Annotated in this window: 19 protein-coding genes and 1 pseudogene; 11 read left to right on the top strand and 9 right to left on the bottom strand. The window is 72.0% G+C overall.

Going from position 1 to position 23,011, the window contains the following annotated elements:
• The first annotated feature begins 10 nt into the window (after positions 1-10).
• Entirely contained in the window at positions 11-775 is a 765-nt protein-coding gene (locus PV963_RS12580; protein ID WP_274815728.1) for a hypothetical protein, read from the top strand.
• On the opposite strand, the pseudogene PV963_RS12575 reads toward PV963_RS12580, so the two are convergent.
• Positions 762-1,424 (bottom strand): annotated as a pseudogene (locus PV963_RS12575) (hypothetical protein); the annotation flags it as partial. The gene PV963_RS12580 and the pseudogene PV963_RS12575 sit on opposite strands and share 14 nt — an antisense overlap.
• 141 nt (positions 1,425-1,565) lie before the next feature.
• Positions 1,566-2,684 (bottom strand): nicotinate-nucleotide--dimethylbenzimidazole phosphoribosyltransferase, encoded by a 1,119-nt coding sequence (gene cobT / locus PV963_RS12570; protein WP_274815727.1) that lies wholly within the window; start codon positions 2,682-2,684, stop codon positions 1,566-1,568.
• Between the two features lie 171 nt (positions 2,685-2,855).
• Here cobT and PV963_RS12565 point away from each other — a divergent pair, with 171 nt between their 5' ends.
• Complete coding sequence (locus PV963_RS12565; RefSeq protein WP_274815726.1) at positions 2,856-3,902, top strand: class I SAM-dependent methyltransferase; 1,047 nt, start codon at positions 2,856-2,858, stop codon at positions 3,900-3,902.
• A 107-nt stretch (positions 3,903-4,009) separates the two neighbouring features.
• On the opposite strand, the gene PV963_RS12560 is transcribed toward PV963_RS12565, so the two are convergent.
• Positions 4,010-5,209 carry a bifunctional adenosylcobinamide kinase/adenosylcobinamide-phosphate guanylyltransferase gene (locus PV963_RS12560; protein ID WP_274815725.1) on the bottom strand — a complete coding sequence of 400 codons (1,200 nt, stop codon included), beginning with the start codon at positions 5,207-5,209 and terminating at the stop codon, positions 4,010-4,012.
• A gap of 224 nt (positions 5,210-5,433) precedes the next feature.
• Here PV963_RS12560 and PV963_RS12555 point away from each other — a divergent pair, with 224 nt between their 5' ends.
• Complete coding sequence (locus PV963_RS12555; protein WP_020275851.1) at positions 5,434-5,646, top strand: hypothetical protein; 213 nt, start codon at positions 5,434-5,436, stop codon at positions 5,644-5,646.
• Between the two features lie 53 nt (positions 5,647-5,699).
• On the opposite strand, the gene PV963_RS12550 is transcribed toward PV963_RS12555, so the two are convergent.
• Both PV963_RS12550 and PV963_RS12545 read right to left on the bottom strand, forming a co-directional pair.
• Positions 5,700-6,401: a class I SAM-dependent methyltransferase gene (locus PV963_RS12550; RefSeq protein ID WP_274815724.1), complete on the bottom strand. Its 702-nt coding sequence runs from the start codon at positions 6,399-6,401 to the stop codon at positions 5,700-5,702.
• Between the two features lie 83 nt (positions 6,402-6,484).
• Positions 6,485-7,084 (bottom strand): DUF3043 domain-containing protein, encoded by a 600-nt coding sequence (locus PV963_RS12545; protein WP_274815723.1) that lies wholly within the window; start codon positions 7,082-7,084, stop codon positions 6,485-6,487.
• A gap of 337 nt (positions 7,085-7,421) precedes the next feature.
• On the opposite strand from PV963_RS12545, the gene PV963_RS12540 reads away from it, so the two are divergent.
• The 6 genes from PV963_RS12540 (at position 7,422) to PV963_RS12515 (ending at position 16,185) form a co-directional block, all read left to right on the top strand.
• Positions 7,422-8,207, top strand: coding sequence for a PspA/IM30 family protein (locus PV963_RS12540; RefSeq protein ID WP_274815722.1), 786 nt, complete (start codon positions 7,422-7,424; stop codon positions 8,205-8,207).
• 23 nt (positions 8,208-8,230) lie between these two features.
• Positions 8,231-8,512: a PspA-associated protein PspAA gene (gene pspAA / locus PV963_RS12535; RefSeq protein WP_274815721.1), complete on the top strand. Its 282-nt coding sequence runs from the start codon at positions 8,231-8,233 to the stop codon at positions 8,510-8,512.
• Positions 8,513-8,662: 150 nt separating this feature from the next.
• Entirely contained in the window at positions 8,663-9,880 is a 1,218-nt protein-coding gene (locus tag PV963_RS12530; protein WP_274815720.1) for a sensor histidine kinase, read from the top strand.
• Positions 9,877-10,560: a response regulator gene (locus PV963_RS12525; RefSeq protein WP_274815719.1), complete on the top strand. Its 684-nt coding sequence runs from the start codon at positions 9,877-9,879 to the stop codon at positions 10,558-10,560. The genes PV963_RS12530 and PV963_RS12525 overlap by 4 nt, the downstream gene beginning before the upstream one ends.
• A 160-nt stretch (positions 10,561-10,720) precedes the next feature.
• Positions 10,721-13,837 (top strand): efflux RND transporter permease subunit, encoded by a 3,117-nt coding sequence (locus PV963_RS12520; protein WP_274815718.1) that lies wholly within the window; start codon positions 10,721-10,723, stop codon positions 13,835-13,837.
• Between the two features lie 116 nt (positions 13,838-13,953).
• Positions 13,954-16,185: a protein kinase domain-containing protein gene (locus PV963_RS12515; RefSeq protein ID WP_274815717.1), complete on the top strand. Its 2,232-nt coding sequence runs from the start codon at positions 13,954-13,956 to the stop codon at positions 16,183-16,185.
• 18 nt (positions 16,186-16,203) lie between these two features.
• Here PV963_RS12515 and nadA read toward each other — a convergent pair whose 3' ends face one another.
• Positions 16,204-17,388 (bottom strand): quinolinate synthase NadA, encoded by a 1,185-nt coding sequence (gene nadA / locus PV963_RS12510; RefSeq protein ID WP_274815716.1) that lies wholly within the window; start codon positions 17,386-17,388, stop codon positions 16,204-16,206.
• Positions 17,389-17,671: 283 nt separating this feature from the next.
• Between nadA and PV963_RS12505 the strand changes: the two genes are divergently transcribed.
• Positions 17,672-18,028 carry a HesB/IscA family protein gene (locus PV963_RS12505; protein ID WP_086851802.1) on the top strand — a complete coding sequence of 119 codons (357 nt, stop codon included), beginning with the start codon at positions 17,672-17,674 and terminating at the stop codon, positions 18,026-18,028.
• 86 nt (positions 18,029-18,114) lie between these two features.
• Here PV963_RS12505 and PV963_RS12500 read toward each other — a convergent pair whose 3' ends face one another.
• Complete coding sequence (locus PV963_RS12500; protein WP_274815715.1) at positions 18,115-20,100, bottom strand: hypothetical protein; 1,986 nt, start codon at positions 20,098-20,100, stop codon at positions 18,115-18,117.
• Between the two features lie 146 nt (positions 20,101-20,246).
• Positions 20,247-20,456, bottom strand: coding sequence for a hypothetical protein (locus PV963_RS12495; RefSeq protein WP_274815714.1), 210 nt, complete (start codon positions 20,454-20,456; stop codon positions 20,247-20,249).
• Positions 20,457-20,589: 133 nt separating this feature from the next.
• On the opposite strand from PV963_RS12495, the gene PV963_RS12490 reads away from it, so the two are divergent.
• Positions 20,590-21,564, top strand: a complete 975-nt coding sequence (locus tag PV963_RS12490) for a carbohydrate kinase family protein (RefSeq protein ID WP_274815713.1) — start codon at positions 20,590-20,592, stop codon at positions 21,562-21,564.
• Between the two features lie 64 nt (positions 21,565-21,628).
• On the opposite strand, the gene PV963_RS12485 is transcribed toward PV963_RS12490, so the two are convergent.
• A complete protein-coding gene (locus PV963_RS12485; RefSeq protein WP_274815712.1) occupies positions 21,629-23,008 on the bottom strand; it encodes a cysteine desulfurase/sulfurtransferase TusA family protein in 1,380 nt (459 codons plus the stop codon).
• Positions 23,009-23,011 lie beyond the last annotated feature (3 nt).

The following is a 23,011-nucleotide window of genomic DNA, read 5'->3' as shown; positions in this document are numbered from 1 at the left end:
AAGTTCACATATGGGATGGCTGGAGCAGAACATCATCGAACCCGGCAAGCTGCCGCTGCTCCTCGCTCTCGTCTCCTTCGTGGTGACCTTCCTGATCACGCGGGGCATCACCCGCCTCATCCGGGCGGGCAAGGGCCCTTTCCGCAACGTCAGCGGCAGCGGCGGCCTCCACGTCCACCACGTGGTCCCCGGCGTCATCCTGACGATCATCGGCGGCTTCGGCGCGGTGGCCGGAGGGCAGCACGGCTTCGGTTCGGGGCTGGCCGCGGTGCTCTTCGGCATCGGCGCCGGCCTCGTCCTCGACGAGTTCGCCCTGGTCCTGCACCTGGCCGACGTCTACTGGACCGAGGCCGGCCGCAAGAGCGTCGAGATGGTCGTCCTCACCGCCTCCCTCGTCGGACTGCTTCTGATCGGCTTCTCGCCCCTGGGCGTCAACGACCTCTCGGACGACCAGGAGCAGAACCGCGCCACCGTGATCGTGAACGTCGCCGCGAACTTCGTGTTCGCCCTCATCGCCCTGTTCAAGGGCAAGACCCGCCTCGCGGTCTTCGGCGTGATCATCCCCGTCATCGCCCTGTTCGGCGCCGTACGGCTGGCCCGCCCCGGCTCCTACTGGGCCAAGCGCTTCTACCGGCGCCGCCCCCGCGCCCGCGCCAAGTCCAGCCTGCGGGCCTATCACCACGACCGCCGCTGGATCGGCCCCCGGCGCGCGTTCCAGGACTGGATCGGCGGCGCGCCGGACGCCGAGCCGGCCCGGTCCCTCGAACACCGCTGACGCGCCGTCGGCGCACCGCTCCGACCGCGCACACCACCAGCACGGCCGCGATCGCCGCCAGATGCTCCTTGCCCGCCAGGTTCTCCTTCAGGGCCACCTCGGCCACCATCGCCACGATCACCGCCCCGGCCGTGACGTACGCCCGGTAGTGCCATCCCAGGTAGACGGCCAGTCCCACCACCGCCGCCGACGGCCCGGTGTCCACGACCCGCGCGTCCGAGGCGGGCAGGCCCAGCGGGACGTCCGGGCCCAGCCAGACGCCCAGGCGGGCGTAGAGCGTGCCCGCGAGCGTCGCGAGGTAGGCGATGAGCAGCGTCCGCTGCCGGCCCAGGCAGAGCTCCGCGATGCCGAACACCAGCAGGATCTGCGCCAGCGCGCCCCACACCGGCAGGTCCAGCGCGGGCACGAACAGCGACAGCGGCGTCCGCAGCAGCGCGAGCCACAGCGGGTCCTCGGCCCGTATCGCCCCGATGTCCTGCACGAACCGGTAGCCCCACGACCGGTGGTGCACGAAGTGCAGCACGGCCGTGAGGCACACGGCCGCGACCGCCATCGGCACGGCCCGCAGCCGCCGCTCCCGCAGTGGCCCGCGCACGGTCGCGAACAGCGGCCCCCATTCGGCGCGGGCCCAGTGGGCGAGCGTGGTCATCGGGTCGTCCTCGTCCGGATGTCGGTACGTCAACGGCATGCGCGGTGTCCGTGGCTCAGTGAAAACCGACACCACACGCGAAGACCGACCGGAACGGGACGAAGTTGAGCCAGGCGTGCGTGACCTGGATCTCCCGGAACGCTACTGCTCGGCGGGAACCTCGGAGGCCTCAGAAGCCTCGGAGGCCTCGGAGATCTCCGGCTCCTCGGACTCCTTCGGCTTCTCGGGCAGCTCCGCCGCCAGCGCGGCCGCGGCCTGCACCAGGGGGAGCGCGAGCAGGCCGCCCGCGCCCTCGCCGACGGTCACGCCCTGGGTCAGCAGCGGCTCCAGGGCCATCCGGTCCAGCGCCTTGGCCTGCCCGGGCTCGCCGCTGTCGTGCGCGGCCAGCCACCAGTCCGGCGCGCGGAACGCGATCCGCTGCCCGACCAGCGCGCACGCGGCCGTCACGACCCCGTCGAGCACCACGGGCATCTTCCGCACCGCGCTCTGCAGCAGGAAGCCCGTCATCGCGGCGAGGTCGGCACCGCCCACCGCCGCCAGCAGCTGCAACTGGTCTCCGAGCACCGGCCTGGCCCGGCGCAGCGCGTCGCGGATCGCCGCGCACTTGCGCATCCACGCCAGGTCGTCGATCGCCAGCCCGCCCCGGCCGGTGACGACCGACGCGTCGACCCCGCACAGCGCCGCGACCAGCACGCCCGCCGCCGTGGTCCCGCCGACGCTCACATCGCCGAGCACCACCAGATCCGTACCGGAGTCGGCCTCCTCGTCGGCGACCGCGACCCCGGCCCGGAACGCCGCCTCGGCCTCCTCGGGGGTCAGCGCGTCCTCGATGTCGATGCGCCCGCTGCCGCGCCGCACCCGGTGCCGTACGACGTCCTCGGGCAGCGTCTCCGGATCGCAGTCCAGGGCCATGTCGACGATCCGCACCGGTACGCCCAACCGCCGCGCCAGCACCGACACGGGCCGGCCGCCCTCCAGCACCTGACGCACCAACTCCCCGGCGCCGCCCGCAGGCCGGGCCGAGACACCCAGCTCGGCGACGCCGTGGTCACCGGCGAAGAGCACCACCCGCGGCCGTTCGATCGGCCGCACCGGCACGGCGGACTGCGCCGCCGCCAGCCACTCACCCAGGTCGTCCAGGCGGCCCAGCGACCCGGGTGGCACGATCTGCCGCTCCCGGCGCGCCTCGGCGTCACGGCGCACCCCGCCGTCCGGACGCTCGATCAGATCGGTGAAGTCGTCGAGATTAAGCGAGCTCATTCGCCGAACAGTACCGGCACCGCTCGAACAGCACGGCGCCACATCGCGACTCCGCGGCGGCGACGTCGTTGCACCTCAGATCGGCATCCCATACGTTCCGGTTTGCAGCGGATTGTCATACGTCGTTCGTCGTCCGTCCCTGCCGTACGCCTTCGCGCCCGGGAGCCGCCCATGACCGCACATCCCGCCCCCTCCGCATCTCCCGTCCCCCAAGCGACCACACGGGTCCACGAGCCGCGCCGCGAGGACTGCCCCTGGTGCGGCTCGGCCCGGCTGCGGAACCGGCTGCGCACCGGTGACCTGCGGCAGTACAAGCCGGGCAGCTTCACCGTCGACGAGTGCCGGGACTGCGGCCACGCCTTCCAGAACCCCCGCCTCACCTTCGAGGGCCTCGCCCTCTACCACCGGACGGTGCGCGGAGCGCCCCGGGACGTCGCGGCCGACACCCTCCTCGCGCTGCGCGGCAGCCGGCTCCGCCACCGCTCGGCCGCCCGCGCGATGCTGCGGTTCGGGGAGCCGGAGAGCTGGCTGGACGTGGGGACGGGCCACGCCCGCTTCCCCGCGACGGCCCGGGAGTTCTTCCCGTACACCTCCTTCGACGGCCTGGACCACACCCCGCGCGTGGTCCGCGCCCGTTCGGCCGACCGCGTCGAGGAGGCCCACGTGGGCCGTCTGACGAACCCCCGGATCTCGGCCGCCCTGCGCGCCCGCTACGACGTGGTCAGCATGCTCCACCACCTGGAGGGCACCCCCGACCCCCGCGCGGAACTCCACGCCGCCCTCGAAGCCCTGCGCCCCGGCGGCCACCTGCTCATCGAGACCCTGAGCCCCCGCAGCGTGTACGCCGCGCTACTGGGCCGCTGGTGGCTCGCCTACGACCAGCCCCGCCATCTGCACCTGCTCCCTGCGCACAACCTCCGCGCGGAACTGGAGGCGGCCGGCTGCACGATCGCCCTCCTGGACCACCGCCCCGTCCACATTCCCCACGACCTGGCCGGCGCCACGGCCCTGGCCCTCTCCCACGCCCTCCCGGCCCCCGACACCCCCTGGCGAGCGATCCCCCCACCCCAGGCTCACCGGCACCTCCGCGAGACCCTGCTCAGAGCGGGCATCCCCCTGGTGGCCCTGGCAGCGGTGGCAGACCACCTCATCGCCCCCGTGGCCCGCCGCACCCGCCTCGCGAACACGTACCGCCTGATCGCCCGCAAACCGGCTTAGCTGCGGGCAGTCGTGCCGCTGGGGCGGCACCCGTCCCAAAGAGAGCGGCACCCCGCTCCGCCGGGTTGCGGACCCACCCCGCCCCAGCATCAACGCGCCAGCACCTGTCACCCCCGCAGCACCACCACCTGCCCCGCCACCACCAGCAACACATGCTCACACTCGTCCGCGAACCCCGCGTTCAACCGCCCGAGTTCATCCCGATACCGCCGCCCCGACGCGGTAGACGGCACGATCCCCGACCCCACCTCGTTCGACACGGCCACAACGGTCCGCCGAGTCGACCGCACCGCCTCCGTCAACTCCCGCACCCGCTCCCGCAACGCCTTCTCCCCCCGCTCCGCCCACACCGCGTCGTCCCACGCCCCCGCGGCATCCATCGCATCCGTCAGCCACAACGACAGACAGTCGATGAGCAACGGCGGCCCCTCCTCCTCCAGCAGCGGCACCAGATCGCACGTCTCGACCGTCTGCCACGACCCCGGCCGCCGCTCCCGATGCGCGGCCACCCGCGCCGACCACTCGGTGTCCCCGTTGCGCGACCCGCCCGTCGCCACGTACAGCACGTCCGGAAAGGCCTCCAGCCTCCGCTCGGCCTCCACCGACTTGCCCGACCGCGCCCCGCCCAGCACCAGCGTCCGCCGCGGCACGTCCGGCACGTCCTCGTACGCCCCCACCGCCAGCGTCGTCCCGTCCGGCACGGCCCGCGCCCCGGCCGCCGCGAGCCGCCGCCCGAGCTCCGGCCCGGGCGGCACGTCGTGGTCCAGGTGGACGGCGACCACATCGGTCGTCGGCACCACCGCACCCACCGCCCGCAGCTTCGCCAGCGCGTCCGGCCGCCCCACGACGTCCGCGAGCACCATGTCGTACGACTCGGCCGGCTCCTCGAGACCCGCCGGCGCCCCGCCCGGCGGCAGGTACAGCAGCCGCTGCCCGTCCGGCCCGGTCACCGCGTACCCCGTGCCCGGCGCGTCCATCGCCACCGCCCGCACCCGGTGCCCCGTCAGCAGCGTCAACTCCCGCCCGTCCGGCACCCGTCCGGGTTGCGGCAGCCCGGCCGGCACCTCGACCGCCGGCCCGTCGTGCGGATGCGACAGCAGCACCTGCCGTACGCCGGTCAGGGAATGGCCCGCCCGCGCCGCCGCGAAGGCGGCCCCGGGCGTCAGGTCGAGCAGCAGCGCCCCGTCCAGGAGCAGCGCGGTGGCCGCCCGCGCGTCAGGACCGAGAGCAGCGGCACATGCCGCGCAGGGACAGTCGGGTCGGGGGAGTCCCGAGGGGGCCCCGGTACCGAGCAGAGTAAGTTCCACGCCCCGATTCTCACCCGTGAGCATGGAACATGCGTGATGGAGACGCTCCTGAAGGGGCGCGGGGAACTGCGCGACCAGCCCACCACAACCCGCACGCACCCACTGACCCTCACACCCGACCACATATCCCGCCCCACCCAGCGGAGCGCATAGGCTCTGGTCAGGAGCCGGACCAAGATCCGGCTTTTCGCTGTGCAGTGTGCTCACACACATGGGAGGCGTACATGGCGGCATGGACGTGGCGGTTCGAGAAGACCGACGGGACGGAGGTCCAGCCCGCGGTGCCGCCGGAGGAGTTCCCCACCCAGGGGGACGCCGAGTCCTGGATCGGGGAGCACTGGAAGGCCTTGCTGGAAGGCGGTGCCGACCAGGTGCGGCTGTTCGAGGACGCCACGGAGATCTACGGGCCGATGAGCCTGCACGCGGCCGAGGCGTGAGCCCCGGGGCGGGGGCCGGCTTGACGGCCCTCGCCCACTCCGCCGGCCGGCGGTCAGCCCCGTACGCCGCACAGGTGCAGCAGCGCCGCCACCCCGCGGTACGGATCCGTCCGCCCGGCCTTCTCCTCCACCGCGAGCAGCGTCTCCACGTCGGCCGCAACCTCGGCGCCGTCCGCCGCCGTGTCCGTGAACACGCGCACCCCGTACCAGGCGTGCAGCGGCGCCCCGATCCCGGCGAGCGTCGCCGTCAGGTCCTTCAGCCGGTCGGCTCGGACGTCCAGCCCCAGGCGGTTCCGGTAAGCGGTCGTGTCGAAGGCGGCCAGCGCGCCCGCCCAGTCGCCGGACAGCCCCGGCCGTACCGCGAGCGCGTCCCCGTTGCGCACGAGCAGGGACAGCAGTCCGCCGGGCGCGAGCATCCGGGCCAGGCCCGCCAGCAGCGGGTCGGGCTCCTCCACGTACATCAGGACGCCGTGGCACAGCACCACGTCGAAACTGCCCGGCAGGAAGTGCACGCCGGTGTCCCGGCCGTCGCCCTCGATGATCCGCATCCGCTCCCGGATGCCCTCCGGTTCCCCGGCGAGGGACTCCCGGGCCACGGCGATCATCTTCGGGTCCTGCTCCAGGCCGGTCACCTGGTGCCCGGCCCGGGCCAGCCGCAGCGCCTGGGTGCCCTGGCCCATTCCGACGTCGAGCACCCGCAGCCGCTGCCCGACCGGGAACCGCCCGACTATCTGCTCGTCCAGCTGCCGGGCCACCAGCTCCTGCCGGACGACATCGCGCAGCCCGCCCAGCTTGTCCAGCCAGGCATTCGCCGCGCCACCGGAGAACGACGTCGCGGTCAGGGCCGCTCTCCGCGCTTGACCTGCGGCTTCGGCAGCCGGAGCCGGCGCATCTGGAGAGAGCGCATCAGGGCGTAGGCGACCGCGCCGCGCTTGTTCTCGCCGGCGAAGCGCTCGTTCAGCTGCTTCTTCAGGCGGAAGGCCGTGACGAACGAGTCGAGCACGATCAGCACGATCACCACGAGCCACAGCAGCAGCGCGATGTTCTGCAGCGCGGCCACCCGCACCATGCTCAGCACGAGGATGACCACGGCCATCGGCAGGAAGAACTCCGCGATGTTGAACCGCGAGTCCACGAAGTCGCGCGCGAACCGGCGGACCGGTCCCTTGTCACGCGCGGGCAGGTACCGCTCGTCGCCGCTCGCCAGCGCCTGGCGCTGGCGCTCCAGCGCGCTGCGGCGCTCCTCGCGCTGCCGCTTGGCGGCCTCCTTCCGCGTCATCGACGTGTTGGCGACGCTGCGGCGCTGGGACTGGGCCTCACTGCGCTTGGGCGTGGGCCTGCCCTTCGGGGCCTGCGGGTCGCGGGGCTGCTTGGAGAAGTTCACCGGCGCCTTGTCGGCGGCCTGGGCCTTCTCATCCTTCGCACGGCTACGGAACACAAAACCCAAGGGTAAGGGCTTCCCGGGCATGGACCCCAGTCCCGTGGGGAACGATCCGGCAACACCAGTCGTCTGTAAGGGGACAGAGGGGACGTTGTGTACGCACCCGGTCGTTCCCCGGGATGTACGGCTCCGGTAACCCCGGGTATCCCCGGTAACCCCGGGGACCACCTACTCCCTACGCCGGAGCGGGAGCGTGCTCAGTCGTCCTTGGGGATGAGCGCATCCGTCCCCGAACAGTGCGGTAATAGAAGCAGGGCCCGTACTGTGGGTTCTGTCGCAGGAGCTGGAGCCGGAGTCGGTCAGAAGGGGGCGCGCGAAGCCCATGAGCGGTGTCATGAAGCGTATGGGGATGATCTTCCGCGCGAAGGCGAACAAGGCCCTTGACCGGGCCGAGGACCCGCGCGAGACCCTCGATTACTCGTACCAGAAGCAGCTGGAGCTGCTCCAGAAGGTCCGCCGAGGCGTCGCCGACGTGGCGACCTCGCGCAAGCGCCTGGAACTCCAGCTCAACCAGTTGCAGTCCCAGTCCACCAAGCTGGAGGACCAGGGCCGCAAGGCCCTCGCCCTGGGCCGTGAGGACCTGGCCCGCGAAGCGCTGTCCCGCCGGGCGGCCCTCCAGCAGCAGGTGACCGACCTGGAGACCCAGCACGCGACGCTCCAGGGCGAGGAGGAGAAGCTCACCCTCGCGGCCCAGCGGCTCCAGGCCAAGGTCGACGCCTTCCGTACGAAGAAGGAGACGATCAAGGCGACGTACACGGCGGCCCAGGCGCAGACCCGCATCGGCGAGGCCTTCTCCGGCATCTCCGAGGAGATGGGCGACGTCGGCCTGGCGATCCAGCGCGCCGAGGACAAGACGGCCCAGCTCCAGGCCCGCGCCGGGGCCATCGACGAGCTGCTCGCCTCCGGTGCCCTGGAGGACCCCTCCGGCATGCACAAGGACGATCTCCAGGCCGAGCTGGACCGGCTCTCCGGTGGTACGGATGTAGAGCTGGAACTGCAGCGCATGAAGGCCGAACTGGCCGGAGGCTCGAGCGGAGGGCAGCAGGCCCTCGAAGGTGGCGAGAGCCAGCAGCAGTCCCAGCAGCAGCCGCAGGACACCCCGCGCTTCGACAAGCAGTAGGGGCCCACGCCTAGGAGGGCGACATGATCGTACGGATCATGGGGGAGGGCCAGGTGAGGCTGGCCGACAGCCACCTCACCGAACTGAACAAGCTGGACGACGAACTCCTGGCCGAAATGGAGAACGGCGACGGCCCCGGCTTCCGCCGCACCCTCAAGGCCCTGCTGACCAGGGTCCGGGACCTGGGCGAACCCCTGCCGGACGACTCCCTGGAACCCTCGGAACTGATCCTCCCGTCCCCGGACGCGACCCTGGAGGAGGTCAGGGAGCTGCTCAGCGACGACGGCTTGATTCCGGGCTCGTAGAACCCGCGGGCATTCGTGCCGCTCAGGGCGGCACGGGTGGGCGCGGGCGGCACCCCGCTGCGCAGTCGCCCCGTCTGCAGCCCTCACGCCGGGCACCTCTCACCCGACCCCCATATCCCCGCGCACCCCGCCCGGCTACCGTAAACCCCCGTGAGCACCCTCCAGCGGGTCAAATGCCAGGCCAAAGCACATCCCCTGGCCATGGACGCGGTCCTGGCCGCAGGCGTCCTGGTCTGCATGGTCGCCGGATCGTTCGTCGAGCCCCGCCACCGCGACAGCGTCAGCTGGGCCCTGCGCACCCCCGACACCCTCAGCCTCGTCCTCATCACCCTCGGCGCCGCCGCCCTGGTCTTCCGCCGCCGCGCCCCCATGACGGTCCTCGCCCTCACCGGCACGTTCTCCGTGATCGAGTCCGTCACCGGCGACCCCCGCGCCCCCGTCGCGATGTCCGCCGTCATCGCCCTGTACACCGTCGCCTCCACCACCGACCGCCCCACCACCTGGCGCGTCGGCCTGCTCACCATGACCGTCCTGACCGGCTCCGCCATGGCCGCCGGCAGCCTCCCCTGGTACGCCCAGGAGAACCTCGCGATCTTCGCCTGGACCGGCATCGGCGCCACCGCCGGCGACGCGGTCCGCAGCCGCCGCGCCTTCGTCCAGGCCATCCGGGAACGCGCCGAACGCGCCGAACGCACGCGCGAGGAGGAAGCCCGCCGCCGGGTCGCCGAGGAACGCCTGCGTATCGCCCGCGACCTGCACGACGTCGTGGCCCACCACATCGCCCTGGTCAACGTCCAGGCCGGCGTCGCCGCGCACGTCATGGACAAGCGCCCCGACCAGGCCAAGGAGGCCCTCGCCCACGTCCGGGAGGCCAGCCGCTCCGCCCTCAACGAGCTCCGGGCCACCGTCGGACTGCTCAGACAGTCCGGCGACCCGGAGGCCCCCACCGAACCCGCCCCGGGCCTGGACCGCCTGGACGAGCTCATCGGCACCTTCCGCAACGCCGGCCTGCACATCGAGGTCGCCCGCGCCGACCAGGGCACCACCCTCCCCGCAGCCGTCGACCTGGCCGCCTACCGGATCATCCAGGAGGCCCTCACCAACGTGCAGAAGCACGCCGGGCCGCAGGCCAAGGCCGAGGTCAGCGTCGTACGGATCGGACCCCACATCGAGATCACCGTCCTGGACGACGGCAGCGGCGAGGACGAGGCCCCGGGCAGCGGCGGCGGGCACGGGCTGCTCGGCATGCGCGAACGCGTCACGGCCCTGCGCGGCACCCTCACCACCGGTCCCCGCTACGGCGGCGGGTTCCGTGTCCATGCGATCCTGCCGGTCAAGAACCGCACACCCGGGGAGGACCCCGCATGACGATCCGTGTCCTGCTCGCCGACGACCAGGCGCTGCTCCGCAGCGCCTTTCGTGTCCTCGTCGACTCCGAGCCCGACATGGAGGTGGTGGGCGAGGCCTCCGACGGCGCGCAGGCGGTACGGCTGACGAAGGAACAGCGCGCCGACGTCGTCCTCATGGACATCCGGATGCCCGGCACCGACGGTCTCGCGGCGACCCGCATGATCAGCGCCGACCCCGAACTCGCCGACGTCCGCGTGGTCATCCTGACGACGTTCGAGGTCGACGACTACGTCGTGCAGTCGCTGCGCGCCGGCGCCTCCGGCTTCCTCGGCAAGGGCTCCGAGCCCGAGGAACTGCTGACCGCCATCCGGACCGCGGCCGGGGGTCAGGCCCTGCTGTCCCCGGCGGCCACCACGGGCCTGATCGCCCGTTTCCTCGCCCAGGAGGACCCGGACGCGGGCGAGCGCGACCCGGCCCGCGGCGAGCGGCTCGACTCGCTCACCGGGCGGGAGCGCGAGGTGCTGGTCCTGGTCGCGGGCGGCCACTCCAACGACGAGATCGCCGACCGGCTGGAGGTCAGCCCGCTGACGGTGAAGACGCACGTCAACCGGGCCATGGCAAAGCTGGGCGCCCGGGACCGGGCCCAGCTCGTGGTCATCGCGTACGAGTCCGGCCTGGTCCGTCCAAGGGTGGAGTGAGCTCGACCCGGACGTACTGCGGCCGGAGTATGCGCCGTATAAGGAACGGGACTTGGGGCCTACGGAACGGGTCTCGCCGATGGCTCAGGGTGTAAGGGCGGGTGCTCATCTGCGCGCCCGCTGCCGCTTCTGCCGTTAAACAGAAGAGAGACCCTGACCCATGTCCTGGCTGTCGAGATTCAGCCTCGCGCAACGGGCCCTGATAGGGCTGATGTCGATCATCGCGCTCGTCTTCGGGGCGATCGCGATACCCCAGCTCAAGCAGCAGCTGCTGCCCACCATCGAACTGCCCATGGTGTCCGTGCTGGCGCCGTACCAGGGCGCCTCCCCGGACGTGGTCGAGAAGCAGGTCGTCGAGCCCATCGAGGACAGCCTCGAAGCCGTCGACGGCATCAGCGGCGTGACCTCCACCGCCACCGAGGGCAACGCCGTGATCATGGCGTCCTTCGACTACGGCAACGGCACCGAACAGCTCGTCGCCGACGTCCAGCAGGCCGTCAACCGGGCCCGCGTCCAGCTCCCGGACGACGTGGACCTGCAGGTCGTCGCCGGCTCCACGGACGACATCCCGACCGTCGTCCTCGCCGTCACCTCCGACCGGGACCAGCAGGCCCTGGCCGACCAGCTCGACAAGACCGTCGTGCCGGACCTGAAGAGCATCGACGGCGTCGGCCAGGTCACCGTCGACGGTGTGCGGGACCTCCAGGTCGCCGTCACGCCCGACGACGCGAAGCTCGCGAAGGCGGGCCTCACCTCGCAGTCCCTGGTCCAGGCCCTCCAGGCGGGCGGCGCGACCGTCCCGGCCGGCTCCTTCGACGAGGGCGGTGCCAACCGCACGGTCCAGGTCGGCGGCGGCTTCACGTCGCTGAAGCAGATCCAGGACCTGATGGTCACGGGTGAGCCCGGCAAGGGCAAGCCGGTGCGCCTCGGCGATGTCGCCACGGTGAAGCAGCAGGAGGCCCCGGCCGACTCCATCACCCGCACGGACGGCAGGCCCAGCCTCGCCGTCGCCGTCACCATGGACCGCGACGGCAGCGCGGTCGCGATCTCCGACGCCGTCCAGGACAAGCTGCCCGACCTCCGCAAGGACCTCGGCTCCGGCGCGACGCTCACGGTCGTCAGCGACCAGGGCCCGGCCGTGTCCAAGTCCATCAAGGGCCTGACCACCGAGGGCGCGCTCGGTCTGCTCTTCGCGGTCCTGGTGATCCTGGTCTTCCTGGCCTCGATCCGCTCCACCCTCGTGACGGCGGTGTCCATCCCGCTGTCCGTGGTCCTCGCCCTGATCGTGCTGTGGACCCGCGACCTGTCGCTGAACGTCCTGACGCTGGGCGCGCTGACGATCGCCATCGGCCGGGTCGTCGACGACTCGATCGTGGTGCTGGAGAACATCAAGCGGCACCTCGGCTACGGCGAGGAGCGCACCTCGGCCATCCTCAACGCGGTGCGCGAGGTCGCGGGCGCGGTGACGTCCTCGACGCTCACCACGGTCGCCGTGTTCCTGCCGATCGGCCTCGTCGGCGGCATGGTGGGCGAGCTGTTCGGCTCGTTCAGCCTCACGGTCACGGCCGCGCTGCTGGCGTCCCTGCTCGTGTCCCTGACGGTCGTGCCGGTCCTGTCGTACTGGTTCCTGCGGCCCCCGAAGGGCACCCCCGAGGACGCGGACGAGGCCCGCCGGCTCGCCGAGGAGAAGGAGGCCAGGAGCCGCCTGCAGCGCATCTACGTCCCGGTCCTGCGCTTCGCGACCCGCCGCCGCCTCACCAGCGTGGCCATCGCGATCGTCGTCCTGGTCGGCACGTTCGGCATGGCACCGTTGCTGAAGACGAACTTCTTCGACCAGGGCGAGGTCGAGGTCCTCACCGTCAAGCAGGAGCTGAAGCCCGGCACCAGCCTGGAGGCGACGAACGCCCAGGCCAAGAAGGTCGAGCAGCTCCTCGACGGCGCCAAGGGCGTGAAGGACTACCAGGTCACGGTCGGCTCGTCCGGCTTCATGGCGGCCTTCGGCGGCGGCACGGACACCAACCAGGCCTCGTACCAGGTGACGCTGGAGGACTCGGCGTCGTACGAGGACGTCCAGGACCGCATCGAGAAGGGCCTGGCCGGGCTGGAGGGCATCGGCACGACCACCATCTCCGCCGGTGACGGCTTCGGCGCCCAGGACCTCAGCGTCGTGGTGAAGGCCGCCGACGCCGGCGTCCTGCGCACGGCGGCCGAGGAGGTCCGCAAGACGGTCGCCTCGCTCGACGACGTCACGGACGTCACCAGCGACCTGTCGACCAGCGTGCCGCGGATCTCCGTGAAGGCCAACGACAAGGCGGCCGCGGCCGGCTTCAACGACCAGACCCTCGGCGCCGCCGTCGCCCAGGCCGTCCGCGGCACCACGGCCGCCAAGGCGGTCCTGGACGACACCGAGCGCGACGTCGTCATCCGCTCGGCGAAGCCCGCGACGACGCTGAAGCAACTTCAGGATCTCCGCCTGGGCGCGGTGAAGCTCGGCGACATCGCGACGGTCAAGCTGGTCGACGGCCCGGTCTCCATGACCCGCATCGACGGCCAGCGCGCGGCCACCATCACCGCGAAGCCGACCGGCGACAACACGGGCGCGGTGAGCACCAAGCTCCAGTCCGAGATCAACGCGCTGAAGCTCCCGGACGGCGCCACGGCGTCGATCGGCGGTGTCTCCGAGGACCAGGAGGAGGCGTTCGCCAACCTGGGCCTGGCGATGCTCGCGGCCATCGCGATCGTCTTCATGCTGCTGGTCGGCACCTTCCGGTCCCTGGTCCAGCCGCTGATCCTGCTCGTCTCCATCCCGTTCGCGGCCACCGGCGCGATCGGCCTGCTGGTGGCCACCGGCACGCCGATGGGCGTCCCCGCGATGATCGGCATGCTGATGCTGATCGGCATCGTGGTGACGAACGCGATCGTGCTGATCGACCTGATCAACCAGTACCGCAAGCAGGGCTACGGCGTCGTCGAGGCCGTGATCGAGGGCGGCCGGCACCGACTGCGTCCGATCCTCATGACCGCCCTGGCGACGATCTTCGCCCTGCTCCCGATGGCCCTCGGCATCACCGGCGAGGGCGGCTTCATCGCCCAGCCGCTGGCCGTGGTCGTGATCGGCGGCCTGGTGACGTCGACGCTGCTGACGCTGCTACTGGTGCCCACGCTGTACGCGATGTTCGAACTCCGCAAGGAGCGCCGCGCGAAGAAGCGCGCGGCGAAGAAGGGCCTCGCGGCCCAGCGGACGGACGCGGCGGAGCCGGAGCACGCGGGCGTGTGACGGCTTGATCCGGCGGCGGCCGGGCACCGACCTCCACGGCCGGTGCCCGGCCGCTCCCCTGTCCCGTTCCGTATCCTGTGGCCTCGAACGGCTTTACGGGGGAAGGGGATTCGGGCGTGCCGCTGCACAGCGACGACCCGAAGTCGGTCGGCGGCTACCAGCTCGTCGACCGGCTCGGGGCCGGGGGCATGGGCGTCGTCTACCGGGCCAGGGCGCGGTCGGGCCGTGAGGTCGCCCTCAAGGTGGTGCACGCCCAGTACGCGGCGGACGCCGTCTTCCGCACCCGGTTCCGGCAGGAGATCGCCGCCGTCCGCAAGGTCAGCGGAGCCTTCACCGCACCGGTCCTGGACGCGGACCCCGAGGCCGCGCGGCCCTGGATGGCGACCCAGTACGTGCCCGGGCCCTCGCTCGCCCGGCGGATCCGTGACCGGGGCGCCCTGCCGGACGCCGAAGTGCGCGGGCTGGCCCTGGGCCTGGTCGAGGCACTGCGCGACATCCACCGTGCCGGGGTGGTGCACCGGGACCTGAAGCCGGCCAACGTCCTGCTCGCCGACGACGGCCCCCGCGTCATCGACTTCGGCATCGCCCGCGCGGTGGAGAACCACCAGACGCTGACCGAGACCGGCCAGATGATCGGCACCCCGCCCTTCATGTCTCCCGAACAGCTCGTCGACGCCCGTGCGGTCGGCCCGGCGTCGGATGTCTTCTCCCTCGGGGCGCTGCTGGTGTACGCCGTCGCCGGGCGCGGCCCGTTCGACGCGGACAGTCCCTATCTGACGGCGTACCGGGTGGTGCACGACGAACCCGTGCTGTCCGGGGTGCGAGAGCCGCTGCGGGGCATCCTGGAGCGCTGCCTGTCCAAGGAGGCCGCGGACCGGCCCGGACTCGGCGAGCTGGCCCGGGAGTTCGCGACGGCCCTGCCCGAGCGGCCGGACGGCGATCCGGCCACCATGACCCTCCGCGCGGACAAGCTCCCGGCCGTCGAGGCCACCCGCCCCGCGACCCTCGCGGACCCGCCGGACCCCGCCCGCCCCCGCCGCCGCATCCGCCCGCTGCTCGCCGCGACGGGCACGGTCGGCGCGGCCGTCCTCGGCCTGACGGCCTATCTGACGCTCGGCCCCGGCTGGGCGCAGAGCGCGGACCGGCCCGGCCCCTCGCCGTCCGCGACCTCCCGGTGGGCGGCGCTGCCGAGCGGCTGGAAGCCCTGGCAGACGACCGCGTACGAGACAGCCGCGCGCGGAGTGCGGAAGGCACCGGAGGGGCCCGACGGCACGGTACGGGGCGGGCCGGACTGCCGGGTGTACGAGGGGGCCGTCTACTGCGGTGGCTACCGGACCCTCCCCGTACGCCTGGACGGCAGGACGGGCGAGACCGTCTGGCGCGTGGGCCCGGTGGGGGCTGTGACCGGCGAGGACGCGTCCACCTTCACGATCCTCGGTATCCGGGACGACGCGGTGCTGGTCGGGCAGGAGCCCGACGGCGAGGGCACGACCAGGGTCCTCGCCTTCGACACCGGCACCGGTGAGCGGCTCTGGCACCGCGCGGTGAACGACGAGTGGGCCGATGTGATCTTCTCCGGCGACATCGTCGTGCTCCCGGAGGGCGACGGCACCTCGGTGACGGCCCGCTCGCTCCGCACCGGCGCCGAGCGCTGGACGGAACGGCTGCCCGCGAGGCACTCCTGTGGTTTCACGGAGACCGGCAAGGGTCTGTACGCGGAGTGCTTCCCGGACGCGGGGGGAACCGGGGAGCTGCTGGTCCTGGAGCTGGACCGGGCCGACGGCTCGACACGCCGACTGACCGTACCGAGTGCGGCCGGCCTCCTCGGCGTCTCCGACGGCCGGCTCCTCTTCCTGGACCGGACCCAGGACGAGGACGGAAACATGCTCATCGGCCAGGACGCGCCGTATGCCCGGATCCGGTCGGTGGATCCGGACACCGGTGCCCAGAGCACGACGAAGCTGGCCGAGAAGTACGCGGGAGTGGTGACGCTGGCGGACGGCACCCTGTGGTTCGCCACTTCCACCGGACAGATCACCGCCGTGTCGGCCCGCACGGGCCAACCGCTGTGGCAGACCTCGACCAGCCTGGAACAACCGGGCGAGGCGACGTACGACCCACGGGCCCGGGTCGTGTACCTGGCCAGTGCCAGCGGCCGGGTCGGGGCACTCGACGCGAGGAAGGGCACGCTGCTGTGGGAGACGTTGCCGCGTGCCGAACGCAGCGACACCGACTGGGGTGCCACCGAGGTACGGCTCTTCGAAGGCGCCCTGGTCGCGGCCACCCCCGACGGCGCCGTCTTCAGCCTCGACCCCGCGCACCCCGGGCGGAAACCGCACTCGGGGTGACGACGGGCCGGGCGAGGGCTACGGCAGCGCCAGCATCCGCTCCAGCGCCAGCTTCGCGAACGCCTCCGTCTCCCTGTCCACCTCGATGCGGTTGACCAGGTTGCCCTCGGCCAGCGACTCCAGGGCCCAGACCAGGTGCGGGAGGTCGATGCGGTTCATGGTCGAGCAGAAGCAGACCGTCTTGTCGAGGAAGACGATCTCCTTGCCCTCGGGCGCGAAACGGTTCGCCAGGCGCCGTACCAGGTTCAGCTCTGTGCCGATGGCCCACTTGGAACCGGCCGGCGCGGCCTCCAGGGCCTTGATGATGTACTCCGTCGAGCCGACGTAGTCCGCCGCGGCCACGACCTCGTGCTTGCACTCGGGGTGGACCAGGACGTTCACGCCCGGGATGCGCTCGCGCACGTCGTTCACCGAGTCCAGGCTGAAGCGGCCGTGTACCGAGCAGTGGCCGCGCCACAGGATCATCTTCGCGGCCCGCAGCTCGTCGGCCGTCAGTCCGCCGTTCGGCTTGTGCGGGTTGTAGACGACGCAGTCGTCCAGGGACATGCCCATGTCCCGCACCGCCGTGTTCCGGCCCAGGTGCTGGTCCGGCAGGAAGAGCACCTTCTCACCCTGCTCGAAGGCCCAGTCCAGGGCGCGCTTGGCGTTCGAGGAGGTGCAGATCGTGCCGCCGTGCTTGCCCGTGAACGCCTTGATGTCGGCGGACGAGTTCATGTACGAGACGGGCACGACCTGCTCGGCTATCCCGGCCTCGGTCAGCACGTCCCAGCACTCGGCGACCTGCTCGGCCGTGGCCATGTCGGCCATCGAGCAGCCGGCGGCGAGGTCGGGCAGGACGACCTTCTGGTCGTCGGACGTCAGGATGTCCGCTGACTCCGCCATGAAGTGCACACCGCAGAACACGATGTACTCGGCCTCCGGACGCGCCGCCGCGTCCCGGGCGAGCTTGAAGGAGTCCCCCGTGACGTCGGCGAACTGGATGACCTCGTCGCGCTGGTAGTGGTGGCCGAGCACGAAGACCTTGTCCCCGAGCTTCTCCTTCGCCTTGCGGGCGCGCTCCACCAGGTCCGGGTCGGACGGCGAGGGCAGGTCGCCGGGACACTCCACGCCGCGCTCGCTCTTCGGGTCGGCCTCACGGCCGAGGAGCAGCAGGGCGAGGGGCGTCGGCTGTACGTCGAGCTCCTGGGTGTGGGCGGTGGTCACGACACGCACCCTTTCTGTTTCCGGCGACTTTTCGTCGAATTGACGCTATCTATCATAACCGCTTCACGTCACTTTGACGATGGCCATAGCGTCTGTGTGACGTGAATCCCGGCCAGCCGCCGTTCATTCCCGGGAAGGCCGGGAAAGAGCCGTTTTCCGGTTCCCGGCGCGTGTGCGAGCATGAAAAGGAGCCGAGATCGAGCGTCCGGCCCGGAATGAATCCGCGGCCCCGCCGGTTGGACCCGTCGGCAAGCAGTCTCCGTACAACCCGGGAGAGATGTAGATGTCCGTATCGGACGAGACCACCACCGTCAGCGACGGCATCATCCTGACCGACGCCGCCGCGGACAAGGTCAGGACCCTGCTCGACCAGGAAGGCCGCGACGACCTCGCGCTGCGCGTCGCCGTCCAGCCCGGTGGCTGCTCCGGCCTGCGCTACCAGCTCTTCTTCGACGAGCGTTCCCTCGACGGTGACGTGGAGAAGGACTTCGGCGGTGTGAAGGTCGTCACCGACCGCATGAGCGCCCCGTACCTGGGCGGTGCCACGATCGACTTCGTGGACACGATCGAGAAGCAGGGCTTCACGATCGACAACCCGAACGCGACGGGCTCCTGTGCCTGCGGCGACTCCTTCAGCTGAGCCTGCCGAGCCGCTTCCCGCGGCCGCGAACATGACGAAGGCGGCGGCCCCCTCCGACGGGGCCGCCGCCTTCGCGCTGTGTCGTACTACCGCTCCCGCGTCGGGGGAGCGGGCAGCCGCGCGCCCTCCTTGGCCAGCGGGACCGCCTTGCCGTTGGAGCCCACGACCTCACGGTCGCCGAGCGGCTCGTCCAACTGCACGGTCTTCTGGAACTGCTTCGCGATCAGGATGCAGACCTTGTCCGGCCACGGGGTCGAGGTCACCGTGACCTTCACCTCGTCCCCGCTCTCGCTCGCCCGCACGTCGTAGTCGGAGCACACCCCGCCCGTGAAGGTCACGGTCAGCTCCGAGCCCTCGGCCCGGTAGCCGTCCACCTTGACGTTTCGCGGCTCGGGGGCCGAGGTCGGCTTGTCACTCGGCGCGCTCGGCGTGGGGGAGGCCAGGTACTTCGGGTCGACCGCCGGGTACGTCACCGTGAACGGGTCCTTCGCGCCCGGCGCCGTCACCTCGAACAGCCAGGACGGCACCAGCGCCTGCCGCCCGTCCACGAAGTGCGAGGCCAGCCCGAACACCGCGCCCCGCACCGTCACGGCGTCCTTCTCGGGAGCGCCGCTCGCCGACGACTCGCAGGGCTGCTCCAGCCGGTCCTTCAGCGGCACGGGGCGCGCGCACCCGCCGATGCCCATGCGGTGGTCGCCCGACGGCCGCTCCTCCATCAGCTCCAGCGCCTTCTTCGCACCGACGACGGGGTAGGTGTCCCCCTTCACCGGCGTCTTCAGCTGACCGCTGCCGCCGACGACCGCACCGTCGGCACCGACCGTGACCCCGGTCGTCCAGCCGTGCGTCGGCAGTCCGCCGACCTCGGGAGCGGCGTTCACCACCCGCTGGGCGCCCATGACCTGGCTCGCGTCGAGCTTCGCGTCGTCCTGACCCAATGCCTTCAGCACGGGCGCCGCCGCCTTCTCGGCCTCCGCCTCGCTCACCGGGCTGCCGCCGGACTGCTCAGCGGTGCAGGCGTCGGTGCCCTTGCAGTCGTCGGTGCCCGGGGCGTACCGGCTGAAGGTCCAGGCTCCCGGCGCCTGCCTGTTCACCTGGAGGCTCGGCCCCGAACCGTCCTGACCGGCCCCGACCTTCCAGGCCTCGCCCTGGGCCACCGGCGTCCCCTCGACCCCGAGGGCCTTCGCCAGCCGGGCCACGTCCTCCTTGGTGACCTCGCCCCGCGCCCGGTACACCGGGGCTTCGCCGGGACCGTCCGGAAGCGGGCCGTCGACCCGGTAGGTGGCGCCGTAGGGGTTGGGCTCACCGGGCGCGATGCCGCCCCCGCCCGACGTCGATTCCGAGTACCCGTCGAGCGCGAGCGGCGGGGGAGTGCCGTCCCCACCGGGCGCGCCGGACGTCGCACCGCCACCGGATCCGCCGGAGGCGTTGGCCGCGAGCCAGGCCCCACCGCCGCCGATCAGCAGCACGGCGGCGGCGACGGAGGCGATGATCGCGGGCGTCCGCGACCGCCCACTGCCCGGACGGACCAGGTGCTCTTCGTCGCGCGACAGGTCGCGGTGGGGTGCGGAGGGCGTTTCCGCGTGTGCTTCCGGGGCCGGGCCGGAGCCGGCTTCCCGGACGCCGGGGCTTTCCGCAGCGGCCTTGCGCTCCGGTGCCGGGGCGGTTTCCTCGACGCCGGCACTGTCCGCACCGGCTTCCTCGCCCTCGGCTTCCCGGGCCTTGGGCGCGCCTGTCTTCTCGGCTTCGGTATCCGATGTGCCGGGCTCTCCGGCGGTCGCGTCGTCGTCCGTCGCCTCCGCCGCAGAAGCTCCCGCGTCTTCGCTCGACGTCTCGGAAGTCTCGGCAGCCGCGATGGCATCAGTGGCCTCGACAGCTTCATCGGCATCAATGGCTTCGGCGGCCTCATCCGTATCAGGGGCCTCGTCGCCCCCAGCGGCGGCAGCCGGCCCCTCGGCCTTCGCCGAAGCCTCGGCGCCCGCCGAGCCCCGCTCCTCGACCTCCGGGGTGTCGGCGGATCCGGCGCCGCCCACTTCCCTGGCGTCGTCGTCGTTGTCGGGTCGCTCGGTGTTCACCGCATCGCTCCTTCGGCTGCACAGCTGTCCCTTGGGACCCGGCCCGGTTCGAAACGGGCCGCTGTCGGGTCGTATCCCGCCTCCCCTTTACGGGGGACAGCGATGGGACGCAGCGGGGGAGCGCACGGTTCCCGGTAATGCTCCGTTCAGTCCCCGTAGTCCGACATCGCGTCGAGCAGCCGCGCCGACGCCGGGGGTACGGTCACACCGTGGATCAGGGCCGGGGAGACCGGCCGGGAGGCGACCCGGTCGGGAACCGCCCAGTGGGGAGCCATCCGGGCCCCGTACCCCGGCAGCGACGCCAGGTCGCCTTCGAGATCGACCGGAACGGGCACCTGGACCTTGAGGTTCGTCATATCGGCACCGTAGGCACGCCGGACCTCACGGAGAAAGATCTACTATCGGGTAGTTTCCTTGCCTTCAGACAGGCCCCGCCCACCCGATAGCGTGAAGCGTCAAGGTCCGCCTCCCCTCAGGAGAGTCCACGCCGTGCGCATCGCAGTCACCGGCTCCATCGCCACCGACCACCTCATGACCTTCCCCGGCCGCTTCGCCGATCAGCTCGTAGCGGACCAACTGCACACGGTCTCGCTGTCGTTCCTGGTCGACAAACTCGACGTCCGCCGCGGAGGCGTCGCCGCGAACATCGCGTTCGGCATGGGACAGCTCGGCACCCGCCCGATCCTGGTCGGCGCCGCGGGCGCGGACTTCGACGAGTACCGGGCCTGGCTCGACCGGCACGGCGTCGACACCGAATCCGTCCGCATCTCCGACACGCTGCACACCGCCCGCTTCGTGTGCACCACCGACTCCGATCACAACCAGATCGGCTCCTTCTACACCGGCGCCATGAGCGAGGCCCGGCTCATCGAGCTGAAGACCGTCGCCGACCGCGTCGGCGGTCTCGACCTGGTCTCCATCGGCGCGGACGACCCGGAGGCCATGCTCCGCCACACCGAGGAGTGCCGCTCCCGGTCCATCCCGTTCGCCGCCGACTTCTCCCAGCAGATCGCCCGCATGGACGGCGAGGAGATCCGCATCCTGCTGGACGGGGCGACGTACCTGTTCTCCAACGAGTACGAGAAGGGCCTCATCGAGTCCAAGACCGGCTGGACCGACGCGGAGATCCTGTCCAGGGTGGGCCACCGGGTGACCACCCTCGGCGCGCAGGGCGTGCGCATCGAGCGGGCCGGCGAGGACCCGATCGAGGTCGGTACCCCCGACGAGGAGCGCAAGGCCGACCCGACCGGCGTCGGCGACGCCTTCCGTGCGGGGTTCCTCTCGGGCCTCGCGTGGGGCGTCTCCCTGGAGCGTGCCGCGCAGGTCGGCTGCATGCTGGCGACTCTCGTCATCGAGACGGTGGGGACGCAGGAGTACCAGCTGCGGCGGGGGCACTTCATGGAGCGGTTCACGAAGGCGTACGGGGATGAGGCTGCGGCGGAGGTTCAGGCGCACCTGGCCTGACCGTCGCCGTCTGCGGGTGCGTGGGGGCTGGTCGCGCAGTTCCCCGCGCCCCTGAAGAGGGCTTTCAGCTCACCCGGCGGACCAGGTACGCCGTTCCCTTGTCCGCCGGCTCCTCACCGACGTACTCCTGATTCCTCATCTCGCACCACGCCGGGATGTCCAGCCGGGCCGCCTCGTCGTCGGCGAGGACCCGTACCAGTCCGCCCACGGGCACCTCGCCGATGACCTTCGCCAGCTCGATCACCGGAATCGGACAGCGCTTGCCCAGGGAGTCGACGACCAGGACGTCCTCCTCGCGGGCGACGTCGGTGGCGACCGGCGCCCCCAGCTTCTCCCGCACCGCCGCCACCGTCCCCGGCAGCACCTCCAGGAACCGCTCGACGTCCTCCTCGGCCACCCCTACCGGCAGGGAAACCCGCACATTTCCCTCACTCAGCACGCCCATCGCCCGGAGCACGTGGCTCGGCGTCAGCGTGCTGCTCGTGCAGGACGATCCGGACGAGACCGAGAAACCCTCCCGGTCCAGCTCGTGCAGCAGGGTCTCCCCGTCGACATAGAGACAGGAGAACGTGACGACGCCGGGCAGCCTGCGCACCGGATCGCCGACCACCTCGACGTCCGGCACCGCCTGCGGCACCCGTGCCCGGATCCGCTCCGTCAGCTCCCGCAGTCGCAGGGCCTCCTCGGCCGCCTCGGCCCGTACGGCCCGCAGCGACGCGGCCGCCGCCACGATCGCCGGGATGTTCTCGAAACCGGCCGCCCGCCCCGATTCCCGCTCGTCCACCGGCCCTTGCGGCGCGAACCGAACGCCCTTGCGGACGACGAGCAGGCCGACCCCGGCCGGGCCACCCCACTTGTGGGCGCTGGCCGTGAGCAGCGACCAGTCACCCTCCACCGGCCCCCACGCCAGCGACTGCGCCGCGTCCACCAGCAACGGAACCCCCGCCGCCCGGCACGCCTCGGCCACCTCGGCCACCGGCTGCTCGGTCCCCACCTCGTGGTTGGCCGACTGGAGACAGGCCAGTGCCGTGTCCGCGCGCAGGGCAGCGCCGTACGCCGCCGGATCCACCGCCCCGCCCCGGTCGACCGGCACCTGCGTGACCGTCCCGCCGGCCGCCTCGTGCGCCTCGGCCGAGTGCAGCACGGAGGAGTGTTCGACCGCCGACACGATCAGGTGGCGCCCGACCCGCCGCCGCCCGGCCAACGCCCCCGCGATCCCCGCATGCACGGCCCGGGTCCCCGACGGGACAAAAACCAACTCGTCCGCCCGACACCCCACGGCCTCGGCAGCAGCCTGCCGCGCCGCGTCCAGCACCATCCGAGCCCGCCGCCCTTCCCGATACAACCGAGCAGGATCGGCCCACCCCTCGTCGAGCGAGGCCAACAGCGCCTGACGGGCAACAGGGTGGAGGGGAGCGGAGGAAGCAGCATCGAAGTAGCCCACACA

The sequence above is a fragment of the Streptomyces coeruleorubidus genome (assembly GCF_028885415.1).
GTDB classification, from domain to species: Bacteria; Actinomycetota; Actinomycetes; order Streptomycetales; family Streptomycetaceae; genus Streptomyces; species Streptomyces coeruleorubidus_A.
This window is presented reverse-complemented; position numbering and strand designations above follow the sequence as displayed.